The organism is Aeoliella fuhlenseeensis (assembly GCF_052161615.1).
GTDB lineage: Bacteria > Planctomycetota > Planctomycetia > Pirellulales > Lacipirellulaceae > Aeoliella.
In genome coordinates this window covers 2,233,581-2,257,019 of record NZ_CP197417.1, presented here as the reverse complement: position 1 = coordinate 2,257,019, position 23,439 = coordinate 2,233,581, and the positions used below count along the sequence as shown (strand labels likewise).

Genomic DNA, 23,439 nt, shown 5'->3' with positions numbered 1-23,439 from the left:
GCTACTTGGCAGGCAATTTGGTTGCTGGAGTTTCGCCTGGATCGGAAAGAGTCAGCATGGGATCAATCAGCAGCACATGGTCAAACGAAATGGTGGTGCCACCATCCGTCGAAACAAGCGTCAAGAAGCGATCGCCCGGCGAAAGCTCGAGGCGGATGTCTTCACCCTCCAGGTCGCGTCCAAAGTTTTCGCGGCTGTACTTCAACGCGCCATCGACGTAGATCCAAAAGTCCGCCGTGCGCTCGGGGACGTTCTTCAGTTCTTCGGGTGGCTTGAGTTCTTGGGCAAGGTCAAGGTTCACTAGCGTGGCTTCGAAACCAATCACATCGCTCTTGAGGCCGTGCGTGCATTGCTTCAAATCGAACGTAATACCAACGTTGGGATGCATCCCGATCGCGCCCACACGCGCGGTGCCAATTCGACGGAGGATAAATGGCAAGGTTCCGGTGCCCCAGAAGTCGCCTGTCGTGGTGGGCAATTCGCCCACGCCACGGCGTCGCGCCCAAATCGGCCCGAACGTGACTCCCATTGTCTCCGGCAAATCGATGGCATGCCCCGCCGAGGTCGCGATGGTCCGCGCCCCGTGCGGCGAAGGAACGAACACGCCATCAATGGCCGGGTGGCTCTGTGAGTGATGAAATTTGAAGTCGGTCGGGATGTAGCCCGGACCTTCCGTCCACCGCCAGGGACGTTGATCCCAGGTGCCGGTCAGTGCGTCGATTGCCCCGGCAAGTGCTTCTCCTTTGCCGTCGCCACCGTTCACAAGGTCGACCACGGAGAGGCTATGCTCTTCGAGCAATTGGTCGGCCGTCGTCGGTGCCACGGGGACCACGCGTTCGAAATCTTCCCACTCCACTTCCACACCGGTTGCGAGCTCGCCATTGGAACCGATGCACGCTGTCGCGCCGTGGTCGAGGAATATCGACTCGACGCGGCGGTTCGTCGGATTGCTGGGAGCGACAATCACTTCGCCTTCGAACACTACCACGTTCGTGTTCGAAGCCTCGTCGATCGACACGCCAAACTCGGTCCCTAGATCGACGATCTCTGCCGAAGGCGTGGCGAGGCGGAAGTTGCCATCCTCGGCTCGCCCCGTCACCCGGCCACTCTCGAGAATTGCCGAGTCAGGCCCCGTTGGAATAAGCACCGAGGGGCCATGCATGATCGCAATCGCCCCCGAAGCAAACTCGACCTCGGCGAGGCCCGAGAGCAACTCAATCACCTGCCCGGCCTTCAGTCGCAGTAAAAACTCCTGCGGCCCCGAAGCGTCGCTCCACGTAGCGTCGGGCGTCGCGCGGGTCAGCCTCGCCACCCATGCGTTTTCCTTTTCGGCACCAAGCGTGTCACTTCTGGCGGCGACGCTATCGGGCGTCGCGATCGCTGGTGGTCTCAGCTCTACCACTTCGTCGCCACCGGGCGTGCGATACAACAGCGTCGCCAGTGTCGCCGTGACGCCTAGTAGTACCGAACAGGCAACCATCAACCACCCATTGACACTCCGTTGCGGCGACTTCGACTTTGCACTGCGCTCTTGTTGACGCACATGACGCGGGGCGGTGGGTGAAAGCGACGGTGTCGGCGTTTCTGTCGCGTTCCATTCCAGAATCGCCATTTGCTCGATGATGCCTAAGGCGTAATCACGCACTTCGGGCGATTCCGACAGCATGCCTTCAAGCCGCGCGTGTTGTTTGACATCCAAATCTCCTGCGGCCGAAAGCAGCAGGAGGGAGCACAGCTCGTCGAGTTCTCGTCTTGTGGTGCTCATCGGGATTGCCTTTCCGCAAGCGATCGTTCAATGCACCGGAACAGCAATCCATGAATCCGCGTTAGAGACCGGTATATCGCGAACACCGAACGCGATTGTGACTGGGCAATCTCCGCCGGCTTTTGTTCCTGATAGTAGCGCTGCTCAAGAAGTTGCCGATCTCGGCCCGAAAGCTTCTGCACGCACTCGCCCAGCGCCGCTTCCCGTTCGTCAAAACTCCCGGCCCGCTCCGCCGATTCTTTCGCGAGAAGGTGCAGCACTTCGCTCGAAAGGGCGAACTGGCGGTGATGCGTTTCGCGGAACTTCAGTACCTGTAAGTGAGCGATCCGGCAGCCCCACGCAAAGAAGTTGGTCCCCGCCGAGAACTCGCCGAACTTCTTCCACATGCAGTAGGTCGTATCCTGAAACACGTCGTTCGCATCGTTGACGTCTAGCACCTGCGATCGGATGTAGCCATAGATGCGTCGCGAGTGGCGAGACATCAATGTGACGAAGTCGTCACATCGTGACTGCATCTCCTCCTCGGGAGACGAAATAGGGTCGAAAGCGTTCATGCTCGGATTTAGTTTCGAGTATCCCGCCTGGGATGATCCACTGGTTGTTCGTTGCCGAAAGTGGCTGAAAATGGATAGCGGCGCCCCTGCGTAGCACGCCAAACGCTCACTCCCCGCTTGCGATGCCTCCCGTCCACCAAACGTGCTTTGTCGCAATACCAGTAATACCCGGTGGGGCAGGCCCATTTTACGAAAAAATTTCTCAGAAAGCCGACGCAGCGATATTCGGGACACCGCATGCGGTTTTGGCAGTGATCGGCCTTGGTGTCGCCTGAGTCTCCGACAATGGAGGCGCTCTCTCGGATGGCGGTGGGAGCGCTCACACGTGCAGATGGCACTGTGGGCTACGGGACGTCCGAAGGTGGACGCCCTACCTAAATCGCTCGAGCCGAGCTCAGCAACTTATGTGATGGGCTCATCTGCAGCCTGTACGAGTTTCTTCCGTAGTTGCCGAGCGGAGATGGCCACACTTTTTCGCCATGCGGGACTTTCCTGGATCGCGTCCTTCTCTAAAACTCGTTCCGAAGAATATCCGAAGACGCTCGCGCAATTCCAAATGCCATCGCCAGAGAAAAGTGAAGGTACCGAACCACCTGCGCAAAGCGCTTGGGTCTACGTACATATTCTGAACGCACGTAAACGCCCTAGATGAACCAACTCCAAAGCGGGCATCCCGAGCGCCCCCATGATTGACATGTGAGCCGCGTTTTTCGGCCCTTGGCTGAGAAGCGTCCCCTGCAACAACCCCCTCCGTGGCGGAGGCAATCGACTAGCCATTCTCATGGCCATTGGAAACCCATGGCTTCCGCATTGGGCTAGGGGGACAGCAAGTGCCAGCTCCGAGGCCGCCTATTTCGTTCCTGCGGCTACTTTGGCACCGAGAGCGACGAAAACGGCTCCGGCGGTGCGGTCCATCCAGCGGCTGAAGGCGGGGGTTTCGCGGAGGCGGTGCGAGACCGTGCCCGCCAGCCAGCTCAGGGCCAGCAGCCACACCAGGGCGATCAGGGCGTAGGTGATGCCGAGCACCACGAAAGGGGTGTAGCTTTCGAGCATCTCGCGGCGGATGAACTGCGGGAAGAAGGCGATGAAGAACAAGCCGACTTTGGGGTTCAGCACGTTGGTCAGCACGCCCGAGCGGAAGTCGTTCCAAGCGGTAGTGGTGCCGGTGCTGGGAGTCTCGATGGAGGGGGCGTCGCCAGCACGCTGCACGAGTTTCGAGATGCCGAGGAACACCAAGTAGGCGGCCCCCAGGTACTTGATGAGAGCGAATGCCAGGGCCGACTGGGCGATCAACGCCGAGAGTCCGACCGCGGCGATGAAGGTGTGAACCAGCACGCCGGTGCTGATGCCGAGCGTCGAGAAGAATCCGGAGCGACGACCCTGCGCCACCGAACGATTGAGGACAAAGAAGGTGTCAATGCCTGGCGTCATGCTGAACACGATGGCGGCGAGGATGAATGCCCAGTAGTTGTCGATACCTGCCATCGTGGCGAATCCTCAAAGGGAAAACGAAGTTCGTACGTCGATCGCTTGGTGTGAGGCTTGATTCTAGTGAACCGCGGCTTGTACTAGAACGGTCGGTAATGCATGCATCGCAGTTTGGGATGCGCACGCGATGGGTAGACGCGATTTGTATTCTCTAGGTTCGTGTGGGGCGCTAACGAATTGCGGATGCCAATTTCCGCATGATGTGGCGATGGCGAGTCGATTCAAGGCGGCTTGAAATAAACCGGACGCTAGCGCGTTGCGGCTGATAGCGCTTCGCGAAGCGCCAGCATCTCCCCCCGAGTGGGTGTCCACGATGGTAGGTTTCCTAAACATCGCTATTCTGACGCGCTGAGAAAGGTGCGCAGCCGACGTCCGACCGTCGCCGACTTTCCGCGGTCCTAGTGAGACTTGAGAAGGATAATGAAATGAGTGTTCGATTCGCTGCTTTGACGTTACTAACCATGCTGGCTATTGGGGGAGTTCACAACAATGCGATGGCCGCGCCGAAGGTGGCCGGCCCTTCGATCGACTTCAAAGGAGACTACTTCACGGTTCCGAATGGCAATGGCGTTCCTACCGTCTCTTATTGGCAAACCATCTGGGGCTCGCCCTACCAAGCGCCGACTTGGGGCGCCCCGGCTTCCATTTTCCCGTATCCACCAAGCTTGGGGGACAACGGATTTGGTGCGGTGCTCAATGCGTTCAATGACTTCATTACCGTCGGCAATGGTGGCTCTTTTGGTGGCAGCACCCTTCGGTACGGCGCCGCGGCGGCGTACATCAGCTACGACGACGAATCGACGCCCACTGACAACATGGTGATGACCACCGTCTATGGTCACGACCTGGAGCCCGGAACTCCTGGGGCACTTGCCATTGGCGGTTACGACACCACGGGAATGTTTCCGCAGTTATCCGACGAACACGTAACCGGTGGTTCGGGCACGGTGTACTCGGCCACCCCGGGCCAGTTGGTGCCGATCTTGGAGCTGCCGACGATCTTAGGGGCAGGTGCCGACCTGTCGATTTTCCAAGGCGATCGCAGCCTGTCGGTTTGGGTGTTCCAAACGACCATGCCGTTCGGCGAATTGGTGCCCGAGCCGAGCACGTACGTGATGCTAGTGAGCGCGGCGGTGATGGCCGGCGTGGCCGCACGTCGACGCCGCTCGTAGTTGTGTTTGAGTATTGCAGAGCATTGAGCGCCGGGCTTTGACTTGAGGGTCGAAGCCCGGCGTTTTTTTGTGGGGGGAGTCATGTGCCAAACTACGCATTGGCCGATCTGCGACTGGGGGCTCGCGGGGCTCGTCCCCAGTCACCCTAAGCTCGTCACCACGCAACCCCGAACTCTTGGCGGCTTGGATGGGGATAAGGGGGCTACATAGACTCCTGTTGGCTTCGCGACTCTCACCTTGGTATCGGTGTTGCCAGCGTGCGACGGTTTCGGCGGGGACGCTGGGGCAGGGCGGGCGGTGGGGGCGGTTTGGGGCTTGTTTTGTCGGCCTTTCGGCAAAGTGCAAAAAAAGTTTTCGTTTTGGCGCGAGGTGTGCAGTGAACCTGGAACAAATCGACCGTGTCCACCGTATGTAACTGTGCCAGGTTGCCTTCCCCAATCCGGAGGCCAGCCGGTTGCGGTGTGAAACCCGCCGGGTCCACGGAACACTTAGGGAGGCCCCGATGTCCGCCATCAACGAACACTTTGCCGCATACCCCAACGACTGGCTTCAGCCAGTGCGTTACGACCACGCAGCTTATCGGAGCTTTGCTTCGAAGCTCGACTCGAGTCTCGCCGATTTGGTCGCCGAGCATGGCAGTCGCCGGACGCACCCGGTGCGTTCGACCTCGGTCACGCTGGAGCGACACGACTTGGTCGACTCGCAGACGGCCGACTCGCAAACCGAGACGCCGCCCGAACAGACTTCCTGCTAGAGGTTTGCCAATAAACCCTGCAGCGAATGCTGAGATTCGCTGCACGCTGAGTCTACTCCCCGGCCTCCTTCCGATCCGCTTTCCCCCCTTGGCGGATTCGAAGGAGGCTTTTTTTATGCCCTGTTGCAGGGAACCGCGGCGAAGTATGCTGCAAGGGTTACGTTCAGTTTGACGCCAAGTCGATTTCGGTGCGACCAAGCCCTTTGTCTCAGCACCGTATTGAACAGGAGGAAACAGAGAAAACGGAGAGGATAAGCGCGGAGTCGGAATGGTAGAGCACTAAGTCATCGCTAGTAGCGTTCCTGCCGATCCGTGCTACCAACTCTTAGTTTCCTTCGTTTCCTTCTGTTAGTACTTTTTGAACAGAAGGAAACAAAGGTAACGAAGAGTGTGTATAGAGCGATGGCAGAACAAGATTTGAGGCCAATACCATTCGGAGAGAAGTGAAGATTCGTGTTCGCATCTACTCTGTTACCTCCGTTTCCTCCTGTTAATCTTCTTGATCATCTGGGAACGGTTACCCCTTTACGATCAGCCCCCTTCAAGCAGGTGCGATGAAAGTTCTTCTAGCCAGCCCCCGAGGTTTCTGTGCGGGGGTGAACATGGCGATTGATTCGCTGGAGCTGGCGCTCAAGGCGTTTGGCCCGCCGCTGTACGTGTACCACGAGATTGTCCACAACAAGTACGTGGTGACCCACTTCCGCGAGAAGGGAGTGGTGTTCGTCGACCATCTGCACGAAGTGCCCGAAGGAGCGACGCTACTGTTCTCCGCGCATGGCGTGTCGCCCGAGGTTCGCCAAGCGGCCCGCGACCGGAAGCTGATGGCGATCGACGCGACCTGCCCGCTGGTGACCAAGGTGCACCTCGAAGCGATCAAGTACGCGAAGCAGGGCTATACGATTTTCTTGATCGGTCACGAAGGGCACGACGAAGTGGTCGGCACCATGGGCGAGGCCCCCGAGGCGATCGTGCTGGTCGAAACCCCCGAGGACGTCGCGACCTTGGAAGTCGCCGACGAGTCGAAGGTGGCTTACCTGACGCAGACCACGCTGAGCGTCGACGACGCCACGCGAATCATCCGAAAGCTCCGCGAACGATTTCCGCAGATCGCCAGTCCGCCCAAGGACGACATTTGCTACGCCACGCAGAACCGGCAGGAAGCAGTGTCGCTGTTGTGCGACGAGGCCGACTTAGTGCTGGTGCTCGGCAGCCAGAACAGTTCGAACAGCCAGCGCCTGGCAGAGCTCGCCCGCGAACGGGGCATCTCGGCGCATTTAATCGATGGCGCGAGCGACATCCAGCCTGAATGGCTCGAAGGAGTCCAAACCGTGCTCGTCACCGCCGGGGCGAGTGCACCGGAAGTGGTGGTCGAGGAGTGCCTCGATCTACTGCGTGACCATCACGGCGCGACGGTCGAGGTCCGCACAACGCGCGAAGAGCACGTGGCGTTTCCGTTGCCGAAAGAACTTCGGGCGGTGGTTTTGGAGTAGGGGCGATCGGATGTTCGGAAGATCGATGGCTAACGTGGCTGAAATCACGACGTCTGCTGAGTTTGCTTCTGCGTTAGAGACTGATCGCCTTCTCGTGTACTTGACCGTAACCTGGTCGATACCCGAGCGTCAATCGCGGCGTGTTTTCTATTCGGCCGCACAGACATTGGCGAAACTTCACAAGAACCTATGTGTGAAGGCTCTATCTGTGCCCGAGGACGACGATTGGTGCCAAACTTGGCTACGAGGTCTTGGAAACCCCGAATTTGGCAACGGATATGCTCTCGGAGTTGGTAGCGTACTCTGGTTAGAAGCGGGTGAGCTACGAGATTCCATCGTGAGTTGTAATCAGGTCGATGCTAAATGGCTGGTCGAGCGTACGTGCGCCATTTGGCCCGCGCACCTAGGGTAGCGTCGAGGCTCGTGGAACTCGCCTCAACGCAACCCTAGGCTACGGTGACGGGACCGCTTCGGGGTACGGTAGGGCGGCCCGAACTCTTGCGAGTCCGGCTACCATTTAGCTACTTCACGGGTTCGACTTTCATGTCGAACACGTCGGCGAGGAAGGCCCAGGTGTCGGCTACTTCGTCGATGCGTTTGGAGATGGGCGTGCCGGCGCCGTGGCCGGCTTTGAGTTCGACGCGCAATAGGATGGGGGCGTCACCTTCTTGGGCTTCTTGCAGGGCGGCGGCGAACTTGAAACTGTGCATCGGGACCACGCGGTCGTCGGTGTCGGCGGTGGTGACCATGGTGGGTGGGAACTCGGTGCCGGGCTTCACGTTGTGGTACGGCGAGTAGGCCATGAGGAACTCGAAGTCCTCGGGCTCGTCGGACGACCCGTACTCGCTCCGCCAGAACTGGCCGGCGGTGAACTTGTGGAACCGCAGCATGTCGTGCACACCCACGCCGGGGAGAGCCGCGCCGAACAGGTCGGGCCGCTGCGTCATGACGGCGCCAACCAAGAGACCACCGTTGCTGCGGCCACTGATGGCGAGGCGATCGGTCGAGGTGTATTTGTTCTCAATCAGCCACTCGGCGGCGGCGATGAAGTCGTCGAAGACGTTCTGCTTCTTCTCGCGCTTGCCGGCTTGATGCCAGGCCTCGCCGTACTCGCCGCCGCCGCGGAGGTTGGGGATGGCGACGACGCCACCTTGCTCCATCCATACGGCGTAGTCGACCGAGAAGGCGGGTGTGATCGAGATGTTGAACCCACCGTAAGCGTAGAGCAGCGTCGGGTTGGTGCCGTCGAGCTTGAGGCCCTTGCGGTGCGAGATGGTCATCGGAATCTTGGTGCCATCTTTGCTGGTGTAGAACACCTGCTTCACTTTGAACTTGCCGGGGTCGAAGTCGATGGCCGGCTTGCGCAATAGGTCGATCTTTCCCGTCTCAGTGTCGAGCCGGTAGATGCTGGTGGGGGTCACCGCGTTGGTGAATGCAAAGTAGGTGTTCCGCTGATCGGCTTCGCCACCGAATCCCATGGCGGTGCCGATGCCGGGGAGCTCGACGGGGCCAAGGTACTCGCCCTCGGGGGTGTAAGTCTCCACTTCGGCGTGGACGTCCTTCAGGTACTGGGCGATCAACTTGCCGCCGACAATGTCGGCGTCGACCAGCGTGGCTTCCTTTTCAGGAACGATTTCGACGAAGCCGTCGGGCTTGGCGGCGTCGATGGCAACGATGCGTTTCTGCGGGGCCGACTCGTCGGTGAGGAAGTAGAGCTTGCTACCTTCGCTCGCCAGTAGGCTGTACTCGTGGTCGAAATTGTCCACCAACGGGCGGAATTCTTTGTCGCCAGTCTCGAGGCTTTTGACCCAGACTTGGTTCTGCGGATCGGTTCCTTTGCCGATCGACAGGACGAGCCACTTGCCATCGTCGGTCACGCTCGCGCCGAACGACCAATCGGGGTGGTCGGGCCGCTCGTAAACCAGCACGTCGTCCGACTGGGGCGTGCCGAGCCGGTGGTAGTAGATTTTCTGATTGAGCGCAACGGACTGGAACTTCTCGCCCTCGCCAGGCTGGGGGTATCTGGAGTAATAGAAACCCTTACCCTCGTGATCCCAGTCCATGCCGCCAAAGCGCACCCACTCAATTTCGTCGCTGAGCATCTTGCCCGAGTCGATTTCCATGACGTGAATGGTCTTCCAATCGGAACCCGAGGCACTTTTGGAGAAGGCAATCAGGGTGCCATCCTCGCTAACGGTAAAACCGGCCAGCGCGACGGTGCCGTCCTCGCTCCAGGTGTTGGGGTCGAGCAGCACCCGGCCGGGCTCGGTATCGCTTTTGGCGACGTAGAGTACCGACTGATCCTGCAGGCCATCGTTTTTGGAGAAGAAGTAATTTCCCCCCTTATGGCTGGGGGCCGAAAACCGCTGGTAGTTGTACAATGCTTCTAGGCGCCCTTTAAACACTTCGCGAGCCTCGATGGCGTCGAGAAAAGTTCGGGCAAATTGGCTTTGAGCTTCGACCCAGGAGTTCACTTCGTCCGATTCGCGCACGTCGGCTTCGAGCCAACGGTACGGATCGGCAACTTTGGTTCCGTGATAGGTGTCCGTGTGATCGACTCGACGCGTAGCCGGATATTCGGCTGCCATATTTCCTCCCTGAAGGACGAGCAAGTTGAGCGGCAAAGAGAGTAGAATGGTGAGCGGGGCTATTGCGATTCGCATGTCAATTCCTGGGTGCGAAGTAGATTCGAGCGGCAATAATAGGTACGGGGGTACTTACGATGGTGTTTCAAGAGCGTTTTCAATTCGAAACCGCCGGTCATGGAGATATGCACGACATCACTTCCCGAGTGGAAGAGGCGATCGCGCGAAGCTCCATTCAAACCGGCACGGCCCACATTTTCAATGTCGGCAGCACGGGCGTGGTGCTGGGGATCGAGTTCGAGTCGGGCCTGATGAAGGACCTGCCCGAGCTTATCAACCGGCTAATCCCGCCGAGCCTCGCCTATAACCACGAGGAGGCCTGGCACGACGGCAACGCCCACTCGCACCTGCAAGCCTCGTGGCTGGGCCAGGAACTGACGGTGCCCGTGACCGAGGGCCGCCCGGTGCTGGGCACCTGGCAGCAAATTGTCCACCTGGAGTGCGACATCAAGCCGCGAACGCGTTACTTGGTGGTAACGGTGATGGGCGAGTGAGAGCAGGCACCGTGTGAGCCGGGTCACGCGCGAACTAACTACTCGCGCTGCGGTAGCTCGCCAGTGCGCTTTGGAAAATCCAGCGGCATAATGCCAGCGAGACGATCGTCGCTAGAAACGCAAAGCCGGCGAGCCAAGCGTACTCGGCCGTGAGTGGTTTAGCCATCATCCGCGCGGGGACATTCACCACCACCAGCACCGGCACAATGTAAGTGAAGCCGATTCGCAGGGCGTCGCCCAAGGCGTTGCCGCCGTAGATCTCCAGTGGGTAGCGCGAGAAGTTGGTGATGTAGAACCAGAAGTCGTACAGCGACTGGTTGCGGCCCAGCCAAATGCTGGTCGCCGAGAGCGAGATCATGATGCTGTAAAGAATCAGCACGCCGCAGACGACGTAGATCGGATAAAGGACGTACTGCACCAAGGTGAAGTCCTGATGATCGATGCGCCCCTCGGCGTAAATCAGCAGCCCGAGTGCTACGAGCACGTTGCCCAGCGACGACCAATTGATCTTGCGCATCGAGAGCAGGAACTGCGTGTCGATCGGCTTGAGCATCGCGAAGTCGAGCCCGCCGGTGCGGACCAGTTCGCTGATCTCCTGCGCGTTGGGCATAAACAGGGCCTGGACGATGCTGTTGATGAACATCGTCGTAGCGATGAAGATGAAGAACTCGTACTTCCCCCAGCCCTCGATACTTTGCGTGTACTGGTACACGAGCAAGTAGAAGCCCAGGTTCATCGCCATCCACGCAATGCTCGACACCACTTCGATTACGAAGTTGGTGCGAAACGTCATGTCGCGAATTAGGCTGTTCCGCGCGAAGGTGAGGAAGAGCTTGGGGTAGAGCAGGATGTCTTGCATGGTGGTATTGTAGCCGGATTCGCCAGAATTCGGGAGTTGACCAAAGCCGCGCGAACTTTGGCGGCGCGGGCTACGTTCTCACATGATCCGCGGCTATTGAAGTATCGCTGGCCAGGGTCTTTAGTGTATCATGGCAACCGCGTTCAGGTGGAGGCCTTGGCTGTTTGGTACAGCGGTTATCAGCAGCGGGCATGTTGACATTCCGATTGGCCCCCAGAGCCTACCACCCCCGCCATGCCCGCTAGTTCCATGATTTACGGCCTCGACGATAAACCTCCCTTTCCACGGGCGGTGGTCCTGGCCCTGCAGCACGTGCTCACCATGTTCGGCTCGACGATCGTCGTGCCTCTGATGTTTGGCCCGCTCTTGTGGCCGATTCCCGAAGGTCTTCCGGAAGAGGTCTTCGCCGAGCTTACGAAGCTTCAACTCACCAACACCGCGCTGTTGATCTCGAGCGTGATGCTGTGCAGCGGCATCGCGACGTTCCTGCAGTCGACGTTCGGCTCGCGGCTGCCGATCATTCAGGGGGTGTCGTTCTCATTCCTCGCGGCGTTCGGATCAATCGTCGCGGCGTCGCACCTTTCGCACCCCATCGATTGGAGCGCCGTGCAGGCGGGCGACGTGAGCCAGGCCACCCTCGAACCCTTGATCGCGTCATGGGAAACGGCCGGCGCGGCGGGCATGCAGTCGATCGCGGGGGCGATTGTGCTTGGAGCGATCTTCGAGATCGCCGTCGGCTTCAGTGGCCTGATGGGCTACCTGCGACGTTTCTTGTCGCCCGTGGTGGTGGGCCCTGTGATCATGCTGATTGGGCTAGCCCTGTATCAGATCGGCGCACCGAACGCCGCCAGCAATTGGCCGATCAGCATCGCGACGATCGTGCTCATTAGCCTCTTCGCGCTGGTGCTCTCACGGCACATAACCCTCTTTCGCTTGTTCCCAATGCTCTCGGCCATCGTAACGATGGTCGCGGTGTGCACGCTCTTGTCGTGGGCTGGCGTTTACACGCGGGGCGTTCCGGGTTACGTCGATACCTCGGCGTTCGATCGCGCCGAATGGGTTCGCACCACAAATCTCCTCCTTCCGTGGGGCATGCCTCAGTTCGCGCTGAGCGCGACCATCGCCGTGATGGCGGGTTACTTGGCGTCGATGATTGAATCGTTCGGCGACTACCACGCGTGTAAGAACATCGCCGGCGCGGGCGACCCCACGCCGGCCGAGATCTCGCGAGGCATTGGCTTCGAAGGCGTGGCGTGCGCGATCACCGGCGTGCTTGGCGGGTTCAGTAGTACGAGCTACTCCGAGAACATCGGCCTAGTCGGACTTACGAAAGTGGCAAGCCGTTACGTGGTGCAGATCGGCGCCGTGATCCTGGTGCTATTGGGCTTGTTCGGCAAGTTCGGGGCGCTCGCCGCCGCGATTCCGCAACCAATCGTCGGCGGGCTCTACTGCACCATGTTTGGACTGATCGCCGCGGTGGGCGTGCGGCAGTTCGCCAAGGCCGACCTGAATAGCGACCGCAACTTGTTCGTGGGAGGCTTCGCGATCTTCATGGGGCTAAGCGTTTCGTTCTACTTCAGCGACTTTAGTACCGGCAAGCAGGATATCGCTTGGCTGCCTGAATCGATCCGCAACATGGTACTGGCCATCGGAAAGACAGGCATGGCGGTCGCCGCTATACTCGGTTTACTGCTCGACAACATCATTCCCGGGACGCAAGAAGAACGCGGGCTCACCGAAGGGCCGAGTATTCTGGTGCCGGAAGGGGATGATGTGGATGTGGAGTGACAAGATAGCATAAACGTGTAATGAACCACGGAGCCACAGAGGGCACCGAGGAGGGCATAATGAGTGGCTTGTACTGCACGATCCTGCTGAAGAAGCCCTTCGACGTAAATGACACTGGATGGCTGACAAAGCTCCTAAAAGCAATTTCGTCGGACGTCGTGGAGTCGCGAAAAGGACTGCACTGGGATTTTGCGGTCGAACACTGTGCTTCCACCCTGAATATCACGCATACTTCGGATCGGAGCTGTGACTACGAGGATATCTACCAACAACTCGCGATCACCTTTGAGGATGCCCCGGACGCCATCGAGCTTGCGTTTGGGTGCCGTCGGGAATGTGACGAAGTAGCATGTGACAAAATACGAAACGCATTACTTGCGGAGTTCGACGCGATCGACTGTGGCACTCGCTACTAGGGCACTCTCCGCGTACTCTGTGCCACTGTGGTTCACTACCTTAACTTGGTTCCTTCTGTAAATTCACTGATCCCGCCTACGAGTGATCTCCTCCGATGCCGACTGCCAACAATCACGAACTTCCCATCATCAACCACACGCCCCAACCCTATACCGGTCCGTCGCGGGACGAAGTGATCGCGCTGCGTAAGCAGTACGTCTCGCCGGGGGTGATCAACTACTATCGCGATCCGCTGATGGTGGTCGAAGGGCACATGCAGTACGTGTGGGATGAGACCGGCAAGCGGTATCTCGATGCGTTCGCTGGCATCGTTACCGTGAGCGTCGGGCATTGCCATCCCAAGGTGGTCGAGAAGGTCCGCGAGCAGACCGGTAAGTTGCAGCACACCACAACCATCTACTTACATCCGACGATTGGGCAGTTCGCCGAGAAGCTCGCCTCGAAGATGCCCGAGGGATTGTCGCGGACTTACTTCACCAACTCGGGGAGCGAAGCGAACGAGATCGCCATCCTCTCAGCCCGCGAATTCACGGGCAACACCGACGTGATTGCCCTCCGAAACTCCTACCACGGCGGCACCAGCACGGCGATGGGGCTCACCGCTCATGGCACTTGGAAGTTCCCCTCGAACCAGGCCATCGGCATTCATCACACGCACGCAGGCTACTGCTATCGCTGCCCGTTCGGGCTCGAGTACCCCTCGTGCGGCGTCAAGTGCGCGCACGACATCGAGAACGTCATCAAGTACCAGACGCCCGGCGTCGTGGCGTGCTTCATTGGCGAACCGATCCAAGGAGTCGGTGGCACGGTCGTTCCTCCACCCGAGTACTTTCAGATCGTGTACGACATCGTCCGCAAGTACGGCGGCATCTGCATCGCCGACGAAGTGCAGGGTGGCTTTGGCCGCACGGGCAAGCACTACTGGTCGCACCAGAACTGGGGCGTGGTGCCCGACGCCATCAGCATGGCCAAGGGCATCGGCAACGGCGCCCCGCTCGGTGCGTTCACTACCACCGAAGAAATCTCGCAGGTCATGACCCGCCGCGTCCACTTCAACACCTACGGCGGCAATCCCATTAGCATGACGCAAGGCCTCGCGACGCTCGAGGTTATAGACGAGGATGGCCTGCAGCAGAACTCGCTGGAAGTCGGCGCGTACCTCATGGATCGACTGCTAGAACTTCAGGACAAGCATCAGGCCATCGGCGAAGTCCGCGGCATGGGGCTCATGCTCGGCGTCGAACTGGTGACCGACCGCAACACCCGCGAACCCGCCACGACGCTGGCCGCCGACGTGCTCGAAGCAATGAAGCACCGCGGCGTGCTGATTGGCAAAGGGGGCCTCTTCGGCAACACGCTCCGCATCAAACCCCCGATGTGCATCACGAAAGACGACGCGGGCTATCTGGTGACTATGCTGGATGAGGTGCTAAGCTCGTAGAACGGAATTTATTCCGTTACTGCCCAGCGAATTGGCGATACCACTCTTAAGAATAACGGAATAAATTCCGTTGTACGACTATGCCCACGCTTGAAACAATCGTCGACGGCCTGAAGCTTCCCAATCCGTTCGTCATCGGTTCGGGACCTCCCGGCACCAACGCCAACGTCATCGGCAAGGCGTTTGACGAAGGCTGGGGTGCTGTGATTTGCAAGACGGTGAGTCTCGACGCCGAGAAGGTGATCAACGTCCAGCCTCGCTATGGCCGGCTGCGTAGTCGCGACACGGGGGAGATTTATGGCTGGGAGAACATCGAGCTCATTAGCGACCGCTCGTTCGATACTTGGATCGACGAGTTCAAAGAGATTAAGGACAAATACCCCGATCGCGTGCTGATCGCGTCGGTTATGGAAGAGTTCAACGAGGACGCCTGGCACGAGATCATTGGGCGGTGCGAAGAGGCGGGCGTCGATGCGTTTGAGCTCAACATGAGCTGCCCGCATGGCCTGCCCGAGCGCCGCATGGGTGCCGCGATGGGCGAAAACCCCGACATCCTTACCGAAGTCTGTAGCTGGGTGATGAAGGTGGCGACGCGGCCCGTGTGGGCGAAGATGACGCCCAACGTCACGCACATCGAAGACCCCACAAGGGCGAGTCTCCGCGCGGGTTGCCAAGGCATCGCGGCGATCAACACCATTCGCAGCGTGATTGGCGTGGATCTCGAAACGCTGAGGCCCGAGCCGACGGTCGAAGGCTACACCACGCCGGGTGGCTATAGCTGCCAGGCGGTAATGCCCATCGCCCTGCGGATGTGCATGGAAGTCGCCACGGTGATCAAGAACGAGTTCCCCGGCCGGACGCTGTCGGGCATCGGCGGCATCGAAACCGGCAAAGACGCCGCGCAGTTCCTGCTCCTAGGCTGCGACACCGTGCAAGTCTGCACCGGCGTGATGAAGATGGGTTACCGCTGCGTCCACTCGATGCAAGAAGAACTACTCGCCTTCATGGAGCACCACAAGTTCGAAACCATCGAAGAATTCAAAGGCCACTCGCTCCAGTACTTCACGACGCACTCGGATTTGGTGAAACGCCAAGCCGACGCCCGCGCGGCCAAGAAGGCCGAGCATACCAAAAAGATGATCAAGAAAGACGCAGACTGGGACGGGGAGGACTTTGTGGATCAGTCGGACGCGCTGGCGCGAGGGTGAGTTCGCGATTTTGAGTTTGCTGACGCCACAACGTTGCACCCGCGCCGTGGCTACTTACACGTAGAGTCTCCTCTAAGACGATGGAAGACCCCAAGTATTATGTGGTCCAAAGCTACCGTCACTTGCTGACGGAAGTCGAACTACGTGCGAATATGGCCCTCATATACGACATTAAGTCGAAGGGCGATTCATTTCTAGACAGGAACAAGCTGGCTTTGCTTCGCGATCCCGAGGTGGCCGCGCTGTTCGCTAAAGGCCGAGAAAATTTTCTGGAAGATGTTCTGAAGCGGCTACTCACGCTACATCCCGATGAGATCGTCCGGTGCTCACAATGCCAACACCTCGTCCGCACTCCAAAGGCGAAACAATGCCTAAAGTGCGGTTACGATTGGCACTAAGCTCGCAAGAATTCGGCCACCGGGAAATCTATGCGACACTGCAAGCGTGAGATTGTTGTGGTATATTCTGCGCATGGATCTTTTATACATCGAAACGTCGATTGTCAGCTTCGCCACCGCTTGGCCCAGCCGCGATATAACTATTGCCGGACTCCAGCAACAGGCGCGGGATTGGTGGGCGGATGAGCGCCATGCGTTTGAGTTGGTCACTTCTCAGCTCACGCTAGACGAAGCAGCGGGTGGTGATCCCGCAGCGGCCGGTGAGCGACTTCGGTTGCTCGAAGGGCTTCCGTTGGTCGACATCAATGCCGACGTTCAGTCGCTCGCTCGCTTATTGATAGCAGCCCACACCATGCCAGAAAAAGCAGCCGCGGACGCTCTCCACGTAGCCGCAGCCGCACTCGGTGGAGTAAAATACCTTTTGACACTCAATTGTCGCCACATTGCCAACGCGATCGAGTTGCCCGGCATCTACGAGATTCTGGACGAGCAAGGTTGTGGGCAGCTTTTGATTTGCACCCCGGCGGAATTTCTCGGAGCCGAGAACGATGACCAACCCCATTCTTAACCAACTCCACGACACTCGTCGACAACTTCTCGATGAAGCTGGGGGTACGCTCGAAGCCTTAGTTGCCGCAGTGCAGAAGCGGCAGCAGCAGTCTGGGCGTCGTATCATAAAGAGCCAGCCGCCACAAACATTCGGCACGCCTGTGAAGCCGGCCATCCAGCCTCCTTCCTCGCCAATTGGTGGTCGTTAGCCAGGACCATGCAAGCCGTCACTTTCCACCAATTCCGCGGCTCCATCACCCTCGCCGATGTCCCCGAGCCCGAGTGTCCGGTGGATGGCGCGGTGATCGATGTTCGCGCGACCGGGCTTTGCCGGAGCGATTGGCATGGATGGCAGGGGCACGACTCGGATATCAAGACCCTGCCGCACGTACCGGGGCATGAGTTTGCCGGTGTCGTCGTCGAAGTGGGTCGCGACGTGAGACACTGGAACGTTGGCGACCGCGTGACCATGCCATTCGTCGCCGGGTGCGGGCGGTGTCCGGAGTGCGCGAGTGGCAACCCTCAGGTGTGCGACCATCAGTTCCAGCCGGGGTTCACGGCGTGGGGGTCGTTCGCCGAGCGCGTGGCGATTCGCTACGCCGATGCGAATTTGGTTCGCCTGCCCGAGGCGCTCGACTTCGCCACCGCCGCGAGTCTTGGCTGCCGGATGGCGACGGCGTACCGCGCGGTGACCGCTCAGGGTCAAATGCGGCCCGGCGACTGGGTCGCCGTGCACGGCTGTGGCGGCGTCGGTCTGGCGGCGGTTTCGATTGCGGCGGCGCTTGGGGCGAAACCCATTGCTATCGACATTCGCGAGGCGCCGCTGGAGCTCGCGCGTTCGCTCGGCGCGGTTCATACGATTGATGCGAGCCAAACGCCCGATGTTCCTGCGGCCGTACGCGAGCTCACGGGGCGCGGTGCTGATGTGTCGCTCGACGCGCTGGGTAGCCGAGTAACGGCTACCAATTCGATCCTCTCGCTCCGCAAGCGCGGACGTCATGTGCAAGTCGGACTCTTGGCCGGCGATCAAGCCAATCCGCCCCTGCCCATGGGACCGGTGATTGCGAACGAACTCATCATCGCCGGCAGCCACGGTCTGGCGGCCCGCGATTATCCGGCGCTGCTGGACCTGGTGGTTACGGGCCGGGTGCCGGCTGGTAAACTGGTCACGCGAACGCTGACGCTCGCGGAAGCCCCGCAGGCGCTAGAGTCGCTAAATAGTTTCGGCGAAGTTGGCGTGGCGGTGATTTCATTGTAGGCCGGATTCCCAAGAACGCGAACGATGTCACCGTACCCTCTCCCAGACCCTCACCGGGTCGGGGAGAGGGTACTTCAATTTGAACTCCCACTCGTAAAGTATCGTGATCCCCGCCGTCGCTAACATTCCCGATCAGCCACTCGCCGACGCGCTCGCGCTGGTGCGCAAGGTGTTCGACGCTAACGAGATCACCGCTCGCCGAATCGAATCGACCAATGTCGTCGAGTACTATCGGCAGAGCGAGCGGGCGTATCGGATGTTTCACTCGGGCGAAGGGGCGCTCCACATTGGTCTCAGCACGGCTGATACTCCAGACGGCGACGTGGGGCATCGCCGGCATGTGGAGTTGTTCGCCGAAGTGATTGAGGACGTCGATGCCGAAAACGTCGTCGAGTTCGGCTCGGGCATGGGCTATAACGTGCGAACTCTCGCGAAAGAGATGCCCCAGCGCCGTTTCACCGGCGTTGATCTCTCGCCCCATCACACGGCCACCGCTCGCCGCGAAGCCCGCGGCATGGCGAACATCGAGTTCGTCGAAGCCAACTATCAGCAGCTCGACATTCCGTCCGGATCCTGCGACGCGCTACTTGCTATCGAAACGCTTTGCCAATGCGGCGATCAACGTGCCGCGGTCGCCGAAGCGTATCGGCTGCTGAGACCGGGAGGACAGATGCTGGTAATCGACTGTTTCCGCAAGCAGTCGCTCGACTTGGTGACGCCCGAACTTTGTGAAGCCGCGCTGTTGGTGGAGAAAACGGCCGCGGTCGATGCGTTTGCCGAGCTCGAAGTGTGGAAGCAAATGGCGACGGAGGTTGGTTTTCGCGTTGCCCGCTGCGTCGATCGCTCGGCGGAAACTTCGCGAGACCTCGCGCGGCTCTATCGACTCGCCCGCCGCTTCTTTAAGATGTCGCTGGCCGTGCAATTGATCCGCCGCGCGATGCCGAAGCTGGCGATCGAAAATGCGGTGTGCGGATTGTTGATGCCTTACACCGTGGGCTACGAGGCACACGGTTACTACACGATCACGCTTGAGAAACCCCGCTAAGTACTTGCTTCACCAATAGAAAGTCCCCTCTCCCAGACCCTCAGCGCGGGTCGGGGAGAGGGGACTCTCAACGCCATGTCCGATTTTCAAACTATCGCTAAAGTAGGCTCCCTCGCCGAGGGTTCTGGCACCACGGTCACCGTAGGCGATAAGCTGCTGGCGCTGTTCTTGCATCAGGGCAAGTACTACGTGATCGACGACCTCTGCCCGCACCAGGGGGCGTCGCTCGGCGCGGGTTATCTCGATGAGGAGGGTGCGGTGACCTGCCCCTGGCACGCGTGGCGATTCAGCGTGTGCGACGGCACGTGGTGCGACAATCCGCGGCTGAAGGTCGACACGTACGAGGTACGCGTCGAAGGAGAGGAGATTCAGGTGCGGTTGCCGGATTAGAAAGTCCCCTCTCCCAGACCCTCACCCGGGTTGGGGAGAGGGATCGTTACCTTACTCCTGCTCTTTGACTTCGATCGTTTGCTTCACGTGGCATTCGACGTTGCTTCCCATGAGCTCGCCCGTGAGCACTAAGTCGAGCGACAGATTCGACTCGACGAGTCGTCCCTCGGCGGTGTTGAACTTCGCGGATCCCTCGGTCGATTGCGCGGTGATCTTCGCATCTTCCATCGGCTTAACGGGGACGTAGGGATCTTCGGGAGCTGTGTCGCTCTTTTGGAGCTCCAAGGTCAGGGCCGGTTCGAATTGCTGGATGTCGCCCTCTGTTTTGGCGGGCTTCCAAGCGAGCGTGCCCTGCATCAATCCCAAAACTCGGTTGTCGACCGTCACCACGCGATTCGCGTCACTGCCAACAGGCAGGGCAATTTGTTCCGCCAACCGGCGGATGCCCGACTCGGTGACTAGTTCGCTCATCGCCCGCGTCGCAGGGATACCGGCGAGGCGTTTACGGACAGTCTCCGGTAGTTCGGGGATGGTCACTTCGCCCGAGGCGGTAATCGTGATGGGCACCTCGGTGGCTAGCAGCGTCTCGAACATCGGCGTCAGCATCGCGGCGAGACCTTCGGGGGCCTCAGTCGATTCCGAGTCGTAGGTGAGCTCTAGTCCCGAAGGCTGGCGAATGGTCACTTGAAATCGCTCGACCTGCTGCACGCCGGTCATCGTGCCGTCGGCATCGACCGAGTCGACTCGCCAGCGGACATCGAGCTTCTGTTCCGCGACGCTCGAGAACGTGCCGGCTTCGCCCGCGTTCGATTGAAACTCTGTCTGCTGCGAAACTTGGTAACGCAGTTCCTGCCCCGCCTCGAACTTCCACTTCGCGGCCTCTTGGGAGAGGGCCGTCGTGCAAGTGCACACTGCGAGAGCAAGTATCGAGAGTGATTTCATGGAGTATCTATCTTCACGTTCAGTTTCGAAATGTCACGCAGAGGCGCGGAGACAGCAGAGGAACGATGTCGTCGCGTGCCCTGATCTTTCCGGCGACATTGTACCACACTTCTCAGCGCATTCATCTCTCTGCGGTCTCCGCGTCTCTGCGTGAGACAAGCTTAAACCTCCAGCGACTCGCCCGGCTCAAGCACCACGGGCTTCGAATTCGTATGCCGGCGAACGCTTTCGGCCCAGGCATTGGCGTCCTGGGCGATGGGGGGCCAAGTGTTGTAGTGACAGGGAAGCACGCGTTCGGCACCCAGCAGTTTTATCGCTTCGAGGCTCGCGGCAGGGCCCATCGTAAACTGGTCGCCGATCGGCACTACGGCAAGCTCAAGCCCGCCTGTGCCAATCAGCCGCATTTCGAGAAACGCCGCGGTGTCGCAGGCGAAATAGACGCGTTTGTCCTCGGCACCAATCACGAACCCACCCGGGTTGCCGGCGTAAGAACCATCGGGAAAGCTCGAACTGTGGTGGGCGATCGTGTACTCAATTCGTGCCTCGGGCAAGTCGTACCCGCCGCCGAGGTTCATGCCGATGGTCTTATCGGCTTCGACACCTTGATTCACCAACCAGTTACAGATCTCGAAGTTCGAAAGCACCGTGGCACCGGTGCGCTTGGCGATACTCACGGCATCCGACAAGTGATCGAAGTGAGCATGCGACACCAGGATGTAGTCGGCCTCGACATCGATGGCCTTGACCGGAGCCGTTGGCGATTCGTTGAGAAACGGGTCGAGCAGGAATCTCTTACCTCCCGTTTCGATGAGCCAGCAGTTGTGTCCGTACCAGGTGATCTTCATGCGGTGTTCCTAGGGTGTAGCTATGACGGGCGTTGTGATGGCGAGTTGTTCCATGGATTACGTCCCCTCTCCCAGACCCTCACCGGGTCGGGGAGAGGGGACTATTCAACTACTCGTCGGTGACGCAGCCTTCACTGGCACTCTTCACGTTCTTGATGTACTTGTAGAGCGTGCCGCGAGTCGCCTTGTAGGGCGGGGCCTGCCAGGCGGCGCGGCGCTTGGCGAAGATTTCATCGCTCACATCTACAGTGATCAAGTTCGCCTCGGCGTCGACCGTGATCATGTCGCCGGTCTCGACCAGCGCGATCGGGCCACCGACCTGTGCTTCGGGGGTCACATGGCCGACGATAAAGCCGTGCGAGCCGCCACTGAACCGGCCATCGGTAATCAGTGCCACGTCCTTGCCGAGCCCCGCGCCCATGATGGCACTAGTGGGGGTGAGCATCTCGGGCATCCCGGGCCCACCTTGCGGACCTTCGTAGCGAATGATCACAACGTCGCCCTTGTTAATCTTCTTGGCCTCAAGGGCGTGCAGCATGTCCTCTTCGCTATCGAAGCAGTTCGCCGTGCCCTTGAACACAAGGCCTTCCTTGCCGGTGATCTTCGCCACCGCGCCATCGGGGCAGAAGTTGCCACGCATAATGCGAATGTGCCCCGTCGCTTTCAGCGGCTTGTCGAATGGCTGCACCACTTGCTGGCCCTTCTTCAGGCCCGGCAGGTCGGCTAGGTTCTCGGCCATCGTTTTGCCGGTGACGGTGAGGCAACTGCCATCGATCAGGCCATGCTCCATCAGCAGCTTGAGTACTGCGGGAGTGCCACCGACGTCGTGAAGTTCTTCCTGCACGAACTTGCCCGAGGGCTTCAGGTCCGCCAGCAGGGGCACGCGGTCGCTCGCCCGCTGGAAGTCGTCGATGGTGAGTTCCACGTCGACCGCGCGGGCCATCGCGATCAAATGCAGCACCGCGTTGGTCGAACCGCCGACCGCCATGATCAGGTTCATCGCGTTCTCGAACGCGGCACGGGTCATGATGTCGCGAGCCTTGATGTCTTTCTCAAGTAGGTTGAGCATCGCCTGGCCGGCGTCGAAGCACTCTTGTAGCTTAGCGGGGTCTTCAGCCGGAATCGTAGAAGAGTAGGGGAGGGTCATGCCCATCGCTTCGATGGCGCTCGCCATCGTGTTCGCGGTGTACATGCCACCGCATGCGCCAGCACCGGGACAACTCTTGCGAACGATTTCCTTCCGCTCATCCTCAGTGATGGTGCCGGCGAGGAATTGGCCGTAGCACTGGAATGCCGAGACGATGTCCAGCTTCGACTCGGCTTCGGTCGCCGCCTTGCGATGGCCGGGTTTGATTGTGCCGCCGTAGACCATCAAGCTCGGACGATTCAGGCGCCCCATCGCCATCAAGCAACCGGGCATGTTCTTGTCGCAACCCGGCAGCGTCACCAAGCCATCGTACCACTGGGCCCCCATCACCGTCTCGATGCTGTCGGCGATCAGGTCGCGACTCTGCAACGAGTAGCTCATGCCATCTGTGCCCATCGAGATGCCGTCGGAGACACCAATGGTGTTGAACCGCATCCCCACGAGCCCGGCCGCTACCACGCCTTCCTTCACTCGCTCGGCGAGTTTCAGCAGGTGCATGTTGCAGGTGTTGCCCTCGTACCACACGCTGGCGATACCTACCTGGGCCCGCTGCATGTCGTCCTCGGACATGCCGGTCCCATACAACATGGCCTGACTGGCCCCTTGGCTTTTGGGCTGCGTGATGTGGCTAGAGTACTTGTTGAGCATGATTCGAGAGTACGTGTGAAGGTGAGTAAGTGTTATTCGAAGTCAAGCGAGCGGGGCCCGTCAGGGCCGTGGTGGTAGGACGTGCTGAAAACGTCCCGCCTCGCTCGTCGAACTAGGGACCGCTGTGACTTCCAAGGGTTCG

21 protein-coding genes are annotated in these 23,439 nt (G+C 59.7%); 13 read left to right on the top strand and 8 right to left on the bottom strand.

Annotated features, from left to right (window positions below):
• Position 1 precedes the first annotated feature (1 nt).
• The 3 genes from SH292x_RS08720 to SH292x_RS08710 form a co-directional block, all read right to left on the bottom strand.
• A complete protein-coding gene (locus tag SH292x_RS08720) occupies positions 2–1,765 on the bottom strand; it encodes a hypothetical protein (protein ID WP_442485211.1) in 1,764 nt (587 codons plus the stop codon).
• On the bottom strand, positions 1,762–2,319 hold the full coding sequence (locus tag SH292x_RS08715) for a sigma-70 family RNA polymerase sigma factor (protein ID WP_442485210.1): 558 nt from the start codon (positions 2,317–2,319) through the stop codon (positions 1,762–1,764). Before SH292x_RS08715 ends, SH292x_RS08720 begins: the two co-directional genes overlap by 4 nt.
• A gap of 849 nt (positions 2,320–3,168) precedes the next feature.
• Entirely contained in the window at positions 3,169–3,804 is a 636-nt protein-coding gene (locus SH292x_RS08710; RefSeq protein ID WP_442485209.1) for a LysE family translocator, read from the bottom strand.
• Positions 3,805–4,232: 428 nt separating this feature from the next.
• Here SH292x_RS08710 and SH292x_RS08705 point away from each other — a divergent pair, with 428 nt between their 5' ends.
• The 3 genes from SH292x_RS08705 (at position 4,233) to SH292x_RS08695 (ending at position 7,223) form a co-directional block, all read left to right on the top strand.
• A complete protein-coding gene (locus SH292x_RS08705; RefSeq protein ID WP_442485208.1) occupies positions 4,233–4,979 on the top strand; it encodes a PEP-CTERM sorting domain-containing protein in 747 nt (248 codons plus the stop codon).
• A gap of 502 nt (positions 4,980–5,481) precedes the next feature.
• The gene (locus SH292x_RS08700; RefSeq protein ID WP_442485207.1) at positions 5,482–5,733 is read left to right on the top strand and encodes a hypothetical protein; all 252 of its coding nucleotides are present in this window, start codon (positions 5,482–5,484) and stop codon (positions 5,731–5,733) included.
• Positions 5,734–6,287: 554 nt separating this feature from the next.
• Positions 6,288–7,223 (top strand): 4-hydroxy-3-methylbut-2-enyl diphosphate reductase, encoded by a 936-nt coding sequence (locus SH292x_RS08695; protein WP_442485206.1) that lies wholly within the window; start codon positions 6,288–6,290, stop codon positions 7,221–7,223.
• A 521-nt stretch (positions 7,224–7,744) separates the two neighbouring features.
• Here SH292x_RS08695 and SH292x_RS08690 read toward each other — a convergent pair.
• Complete coding sequence (locus SH292x_RS08690; protein WP_442485205.1) at positions 7,745–9,811, bottom strand: prolyl oligopeptidase family serine peptidase; 2,067 nt, start codon at positions 9,809–9,811, stop codon at positions 7,745–7,747.
• A gap of 134 nt (positions 9,812–9,945) precedes the next feature.
• Here SH292x_RS08690 and SH292x_RS08685 point away from each other — a divergent pair, with 134 nt between their 5' ends.
• Positions 9,946–10,362: a secondary thiamine-phosphate synthase enzyme YjbQ gene (locus tag SH292x_RS08685; protein WP_442485204.1), complete on the top strand. Its 417-nt coding sequence runs from the start codon at positions 9,946–9,948 to the stop codon at positions 10,360–10,362.
• Between the two features lie 34 nt (positions 10,363–10,396).
• On the opposite strand, the gene SH292x_RS08680 is transcribed toward SH292x_RS08685, so the two are convergent.
• Positions 10,397–11,221: an ABC transporter permease gene (locus SH292x_RS08680; protein WP_442485203.1), complete on the bottom strand. Its 825-nt coding sequence runs from the start codon at positions 11,219–11,221 to the stop codon at positions 10,397–10,399.
• A gap of 234 nt (positions 11,222–11,455) precedes the next feature.
• Here SH292x_RS08680 and SH292x_RS08675 point away from each other — a divergent pair, with 234 nt between their 5' ends.
• From SH292x_RS08675 to SH292x_RS08635, 9 genes are all read left to right on the top strand, one after another.
• On the top strand, positions 11,456–13,009 hold the full coding sequence (locus tag SH292x_RS08675) for a uracil-xanthine permease family protein (RefSeq protein WP_442485202.1): 1,554 nt from the start codon (positions 11,456–11,458) through the stop codon (positions 13,007–13,009).
• A gap of 59 nt (positions 13,010–13,068) precedes the next feature.
• Complete coding sequence (locus tag SH292x_RS08670; RefSeq protein WP_442485201.1) at positions 13,069–13,425, top strand: hypothetical protein; 357 nt, start codon at positions 13,069–13,071, stop codon at positions 13,423–13,425.
• A gap of 95 nt (positions 13,426–13,520) precedes the next feature.
• Entirely contained in the window at positions 13,521–14,867 is a 1,347-nt protein-coding gene (locus tag SH292x_RS08665) for an aspartate aminotransferase family protein (protein WP_442485200.1), read from the top strand.
• Between the two features lie 80 nt (positions 14,868–14,947).
• Entirely contained in the window at positions 14,948–16,075 is a 1,128-nt protein-coding gene (gene preA, locus SH292x_RS08660; RefSeq protein ID WP_442485199.1) for an NAD-dependent dihydropyrimidine dehydrogenase subunit PreA, read from the top strand.
• Between the two features lie 471 nt (positions 16,076–16,546).
• The gene (locus SH292x_RS08655; protein WP_442485198.1) at positions 16,547–17,041 is read left to right on the top strand and encodes a PIN domain-containing protein; all 495 of its coding nucleotides are present in this window, start codon (positions 16,547–16,549) and stop codon (positions 17,039–17,041) included.
• Positions 17,022–17,231: a hypothetical protein gene (locus SH292x_RS08650; RefSeq protein WP_442485197.1), complete on the top strand. Its 210-nt coding sequence runs from the start codon at positions 17,022–17,024 to the stop codon at positions 17,229–17,231. The genes SH292x_RS08655 and SH292x_RS08650 overlap by 20 nt, the downstream gene beginning before the upstream one ends.
• Before the next feature lie 8 nt (positions 17,232–17,239).
• Entirely contained in the window at positions 17,240–18,280 is a 1,041-nt protein-coding gene (locus tag SH292x_RS08645) for a zinc-dependent alcohol dehydrogenase family protein (RefSeq protein ID WP_442485196.1), read from the top strand.
• Positions 18,281–18,383: 103 nt separating this feature from the next.
• On the top strand, positions 18,384–19,325 hold the full coding sequence (locus SH292x_RS08640) for a class I SAM-dependent methyltransferase (protein WP_442485195.1): 942 nt from the start codon (positions 18,384–18,386) through the stop codon (positions 19,323–19,325).
• A 75-nt stretch (positions 19,326–19,400) separates the two neighbouring features.
• Positions 19,401–19,715, top strand: a complete 315-nt coding sequence (locus SH292x_RS08635; RefSeq protein WP_442485194.1) for a Rieske (2Fe-2S) protein — start codon at positions 19,401–19,403, stop codon at positions 19,713–19,715.
• 51 nt (positions 19,716–19,766) lie between these two features.
• Here SH292x_RS08635 and SH292x_RS08630 read toward each other — a convergent pair whose 3' ends face one another.
• The 3 genes from SH292x_RS08630 to ilvD form a co-directional block, all read right to left on the bottom strand.
• Complete coding sequence (locus SH292x_RS08630; protein WP_442485193.1) at positions 19,767–20,657, bottom strand: hypothetical protein; 891 nt, start codon at positions 20,655–20,657, stop codon at positions 19,767–19,769.
• A 161-nt stretch (positions 20,658–20,818) separates the two neighbouring features.
• Positions 20,819–21,502 carry a metal-dependent hydrolase gene (locus tag SH292x_RS08625; protein ID WP_442485192.1) on the bottom strand — a complete coding sequence of 228 codons (684 nt, stop codon included), beginning with the start codon at positions 21,500–21,502 and terminating at the stop codon, positions 20,819–20,821.
• A gap of 109 nt (positions 21,503–21,611) precedes the next feature.
• Positions 21,612–23,297 (bottom strand): dihydroxy-acid dehydratase, encoded by a 1,686-nt coding sequence (gene ilvD / locus SH292x_RS08620; protein WP_442485191.1) that lies wholly within the window; start codon positions 23,295–23,297, stop codon positions 21,612–21,614.
• Positions 23,298–23,439: the final 142 nt, after the last annotated feature.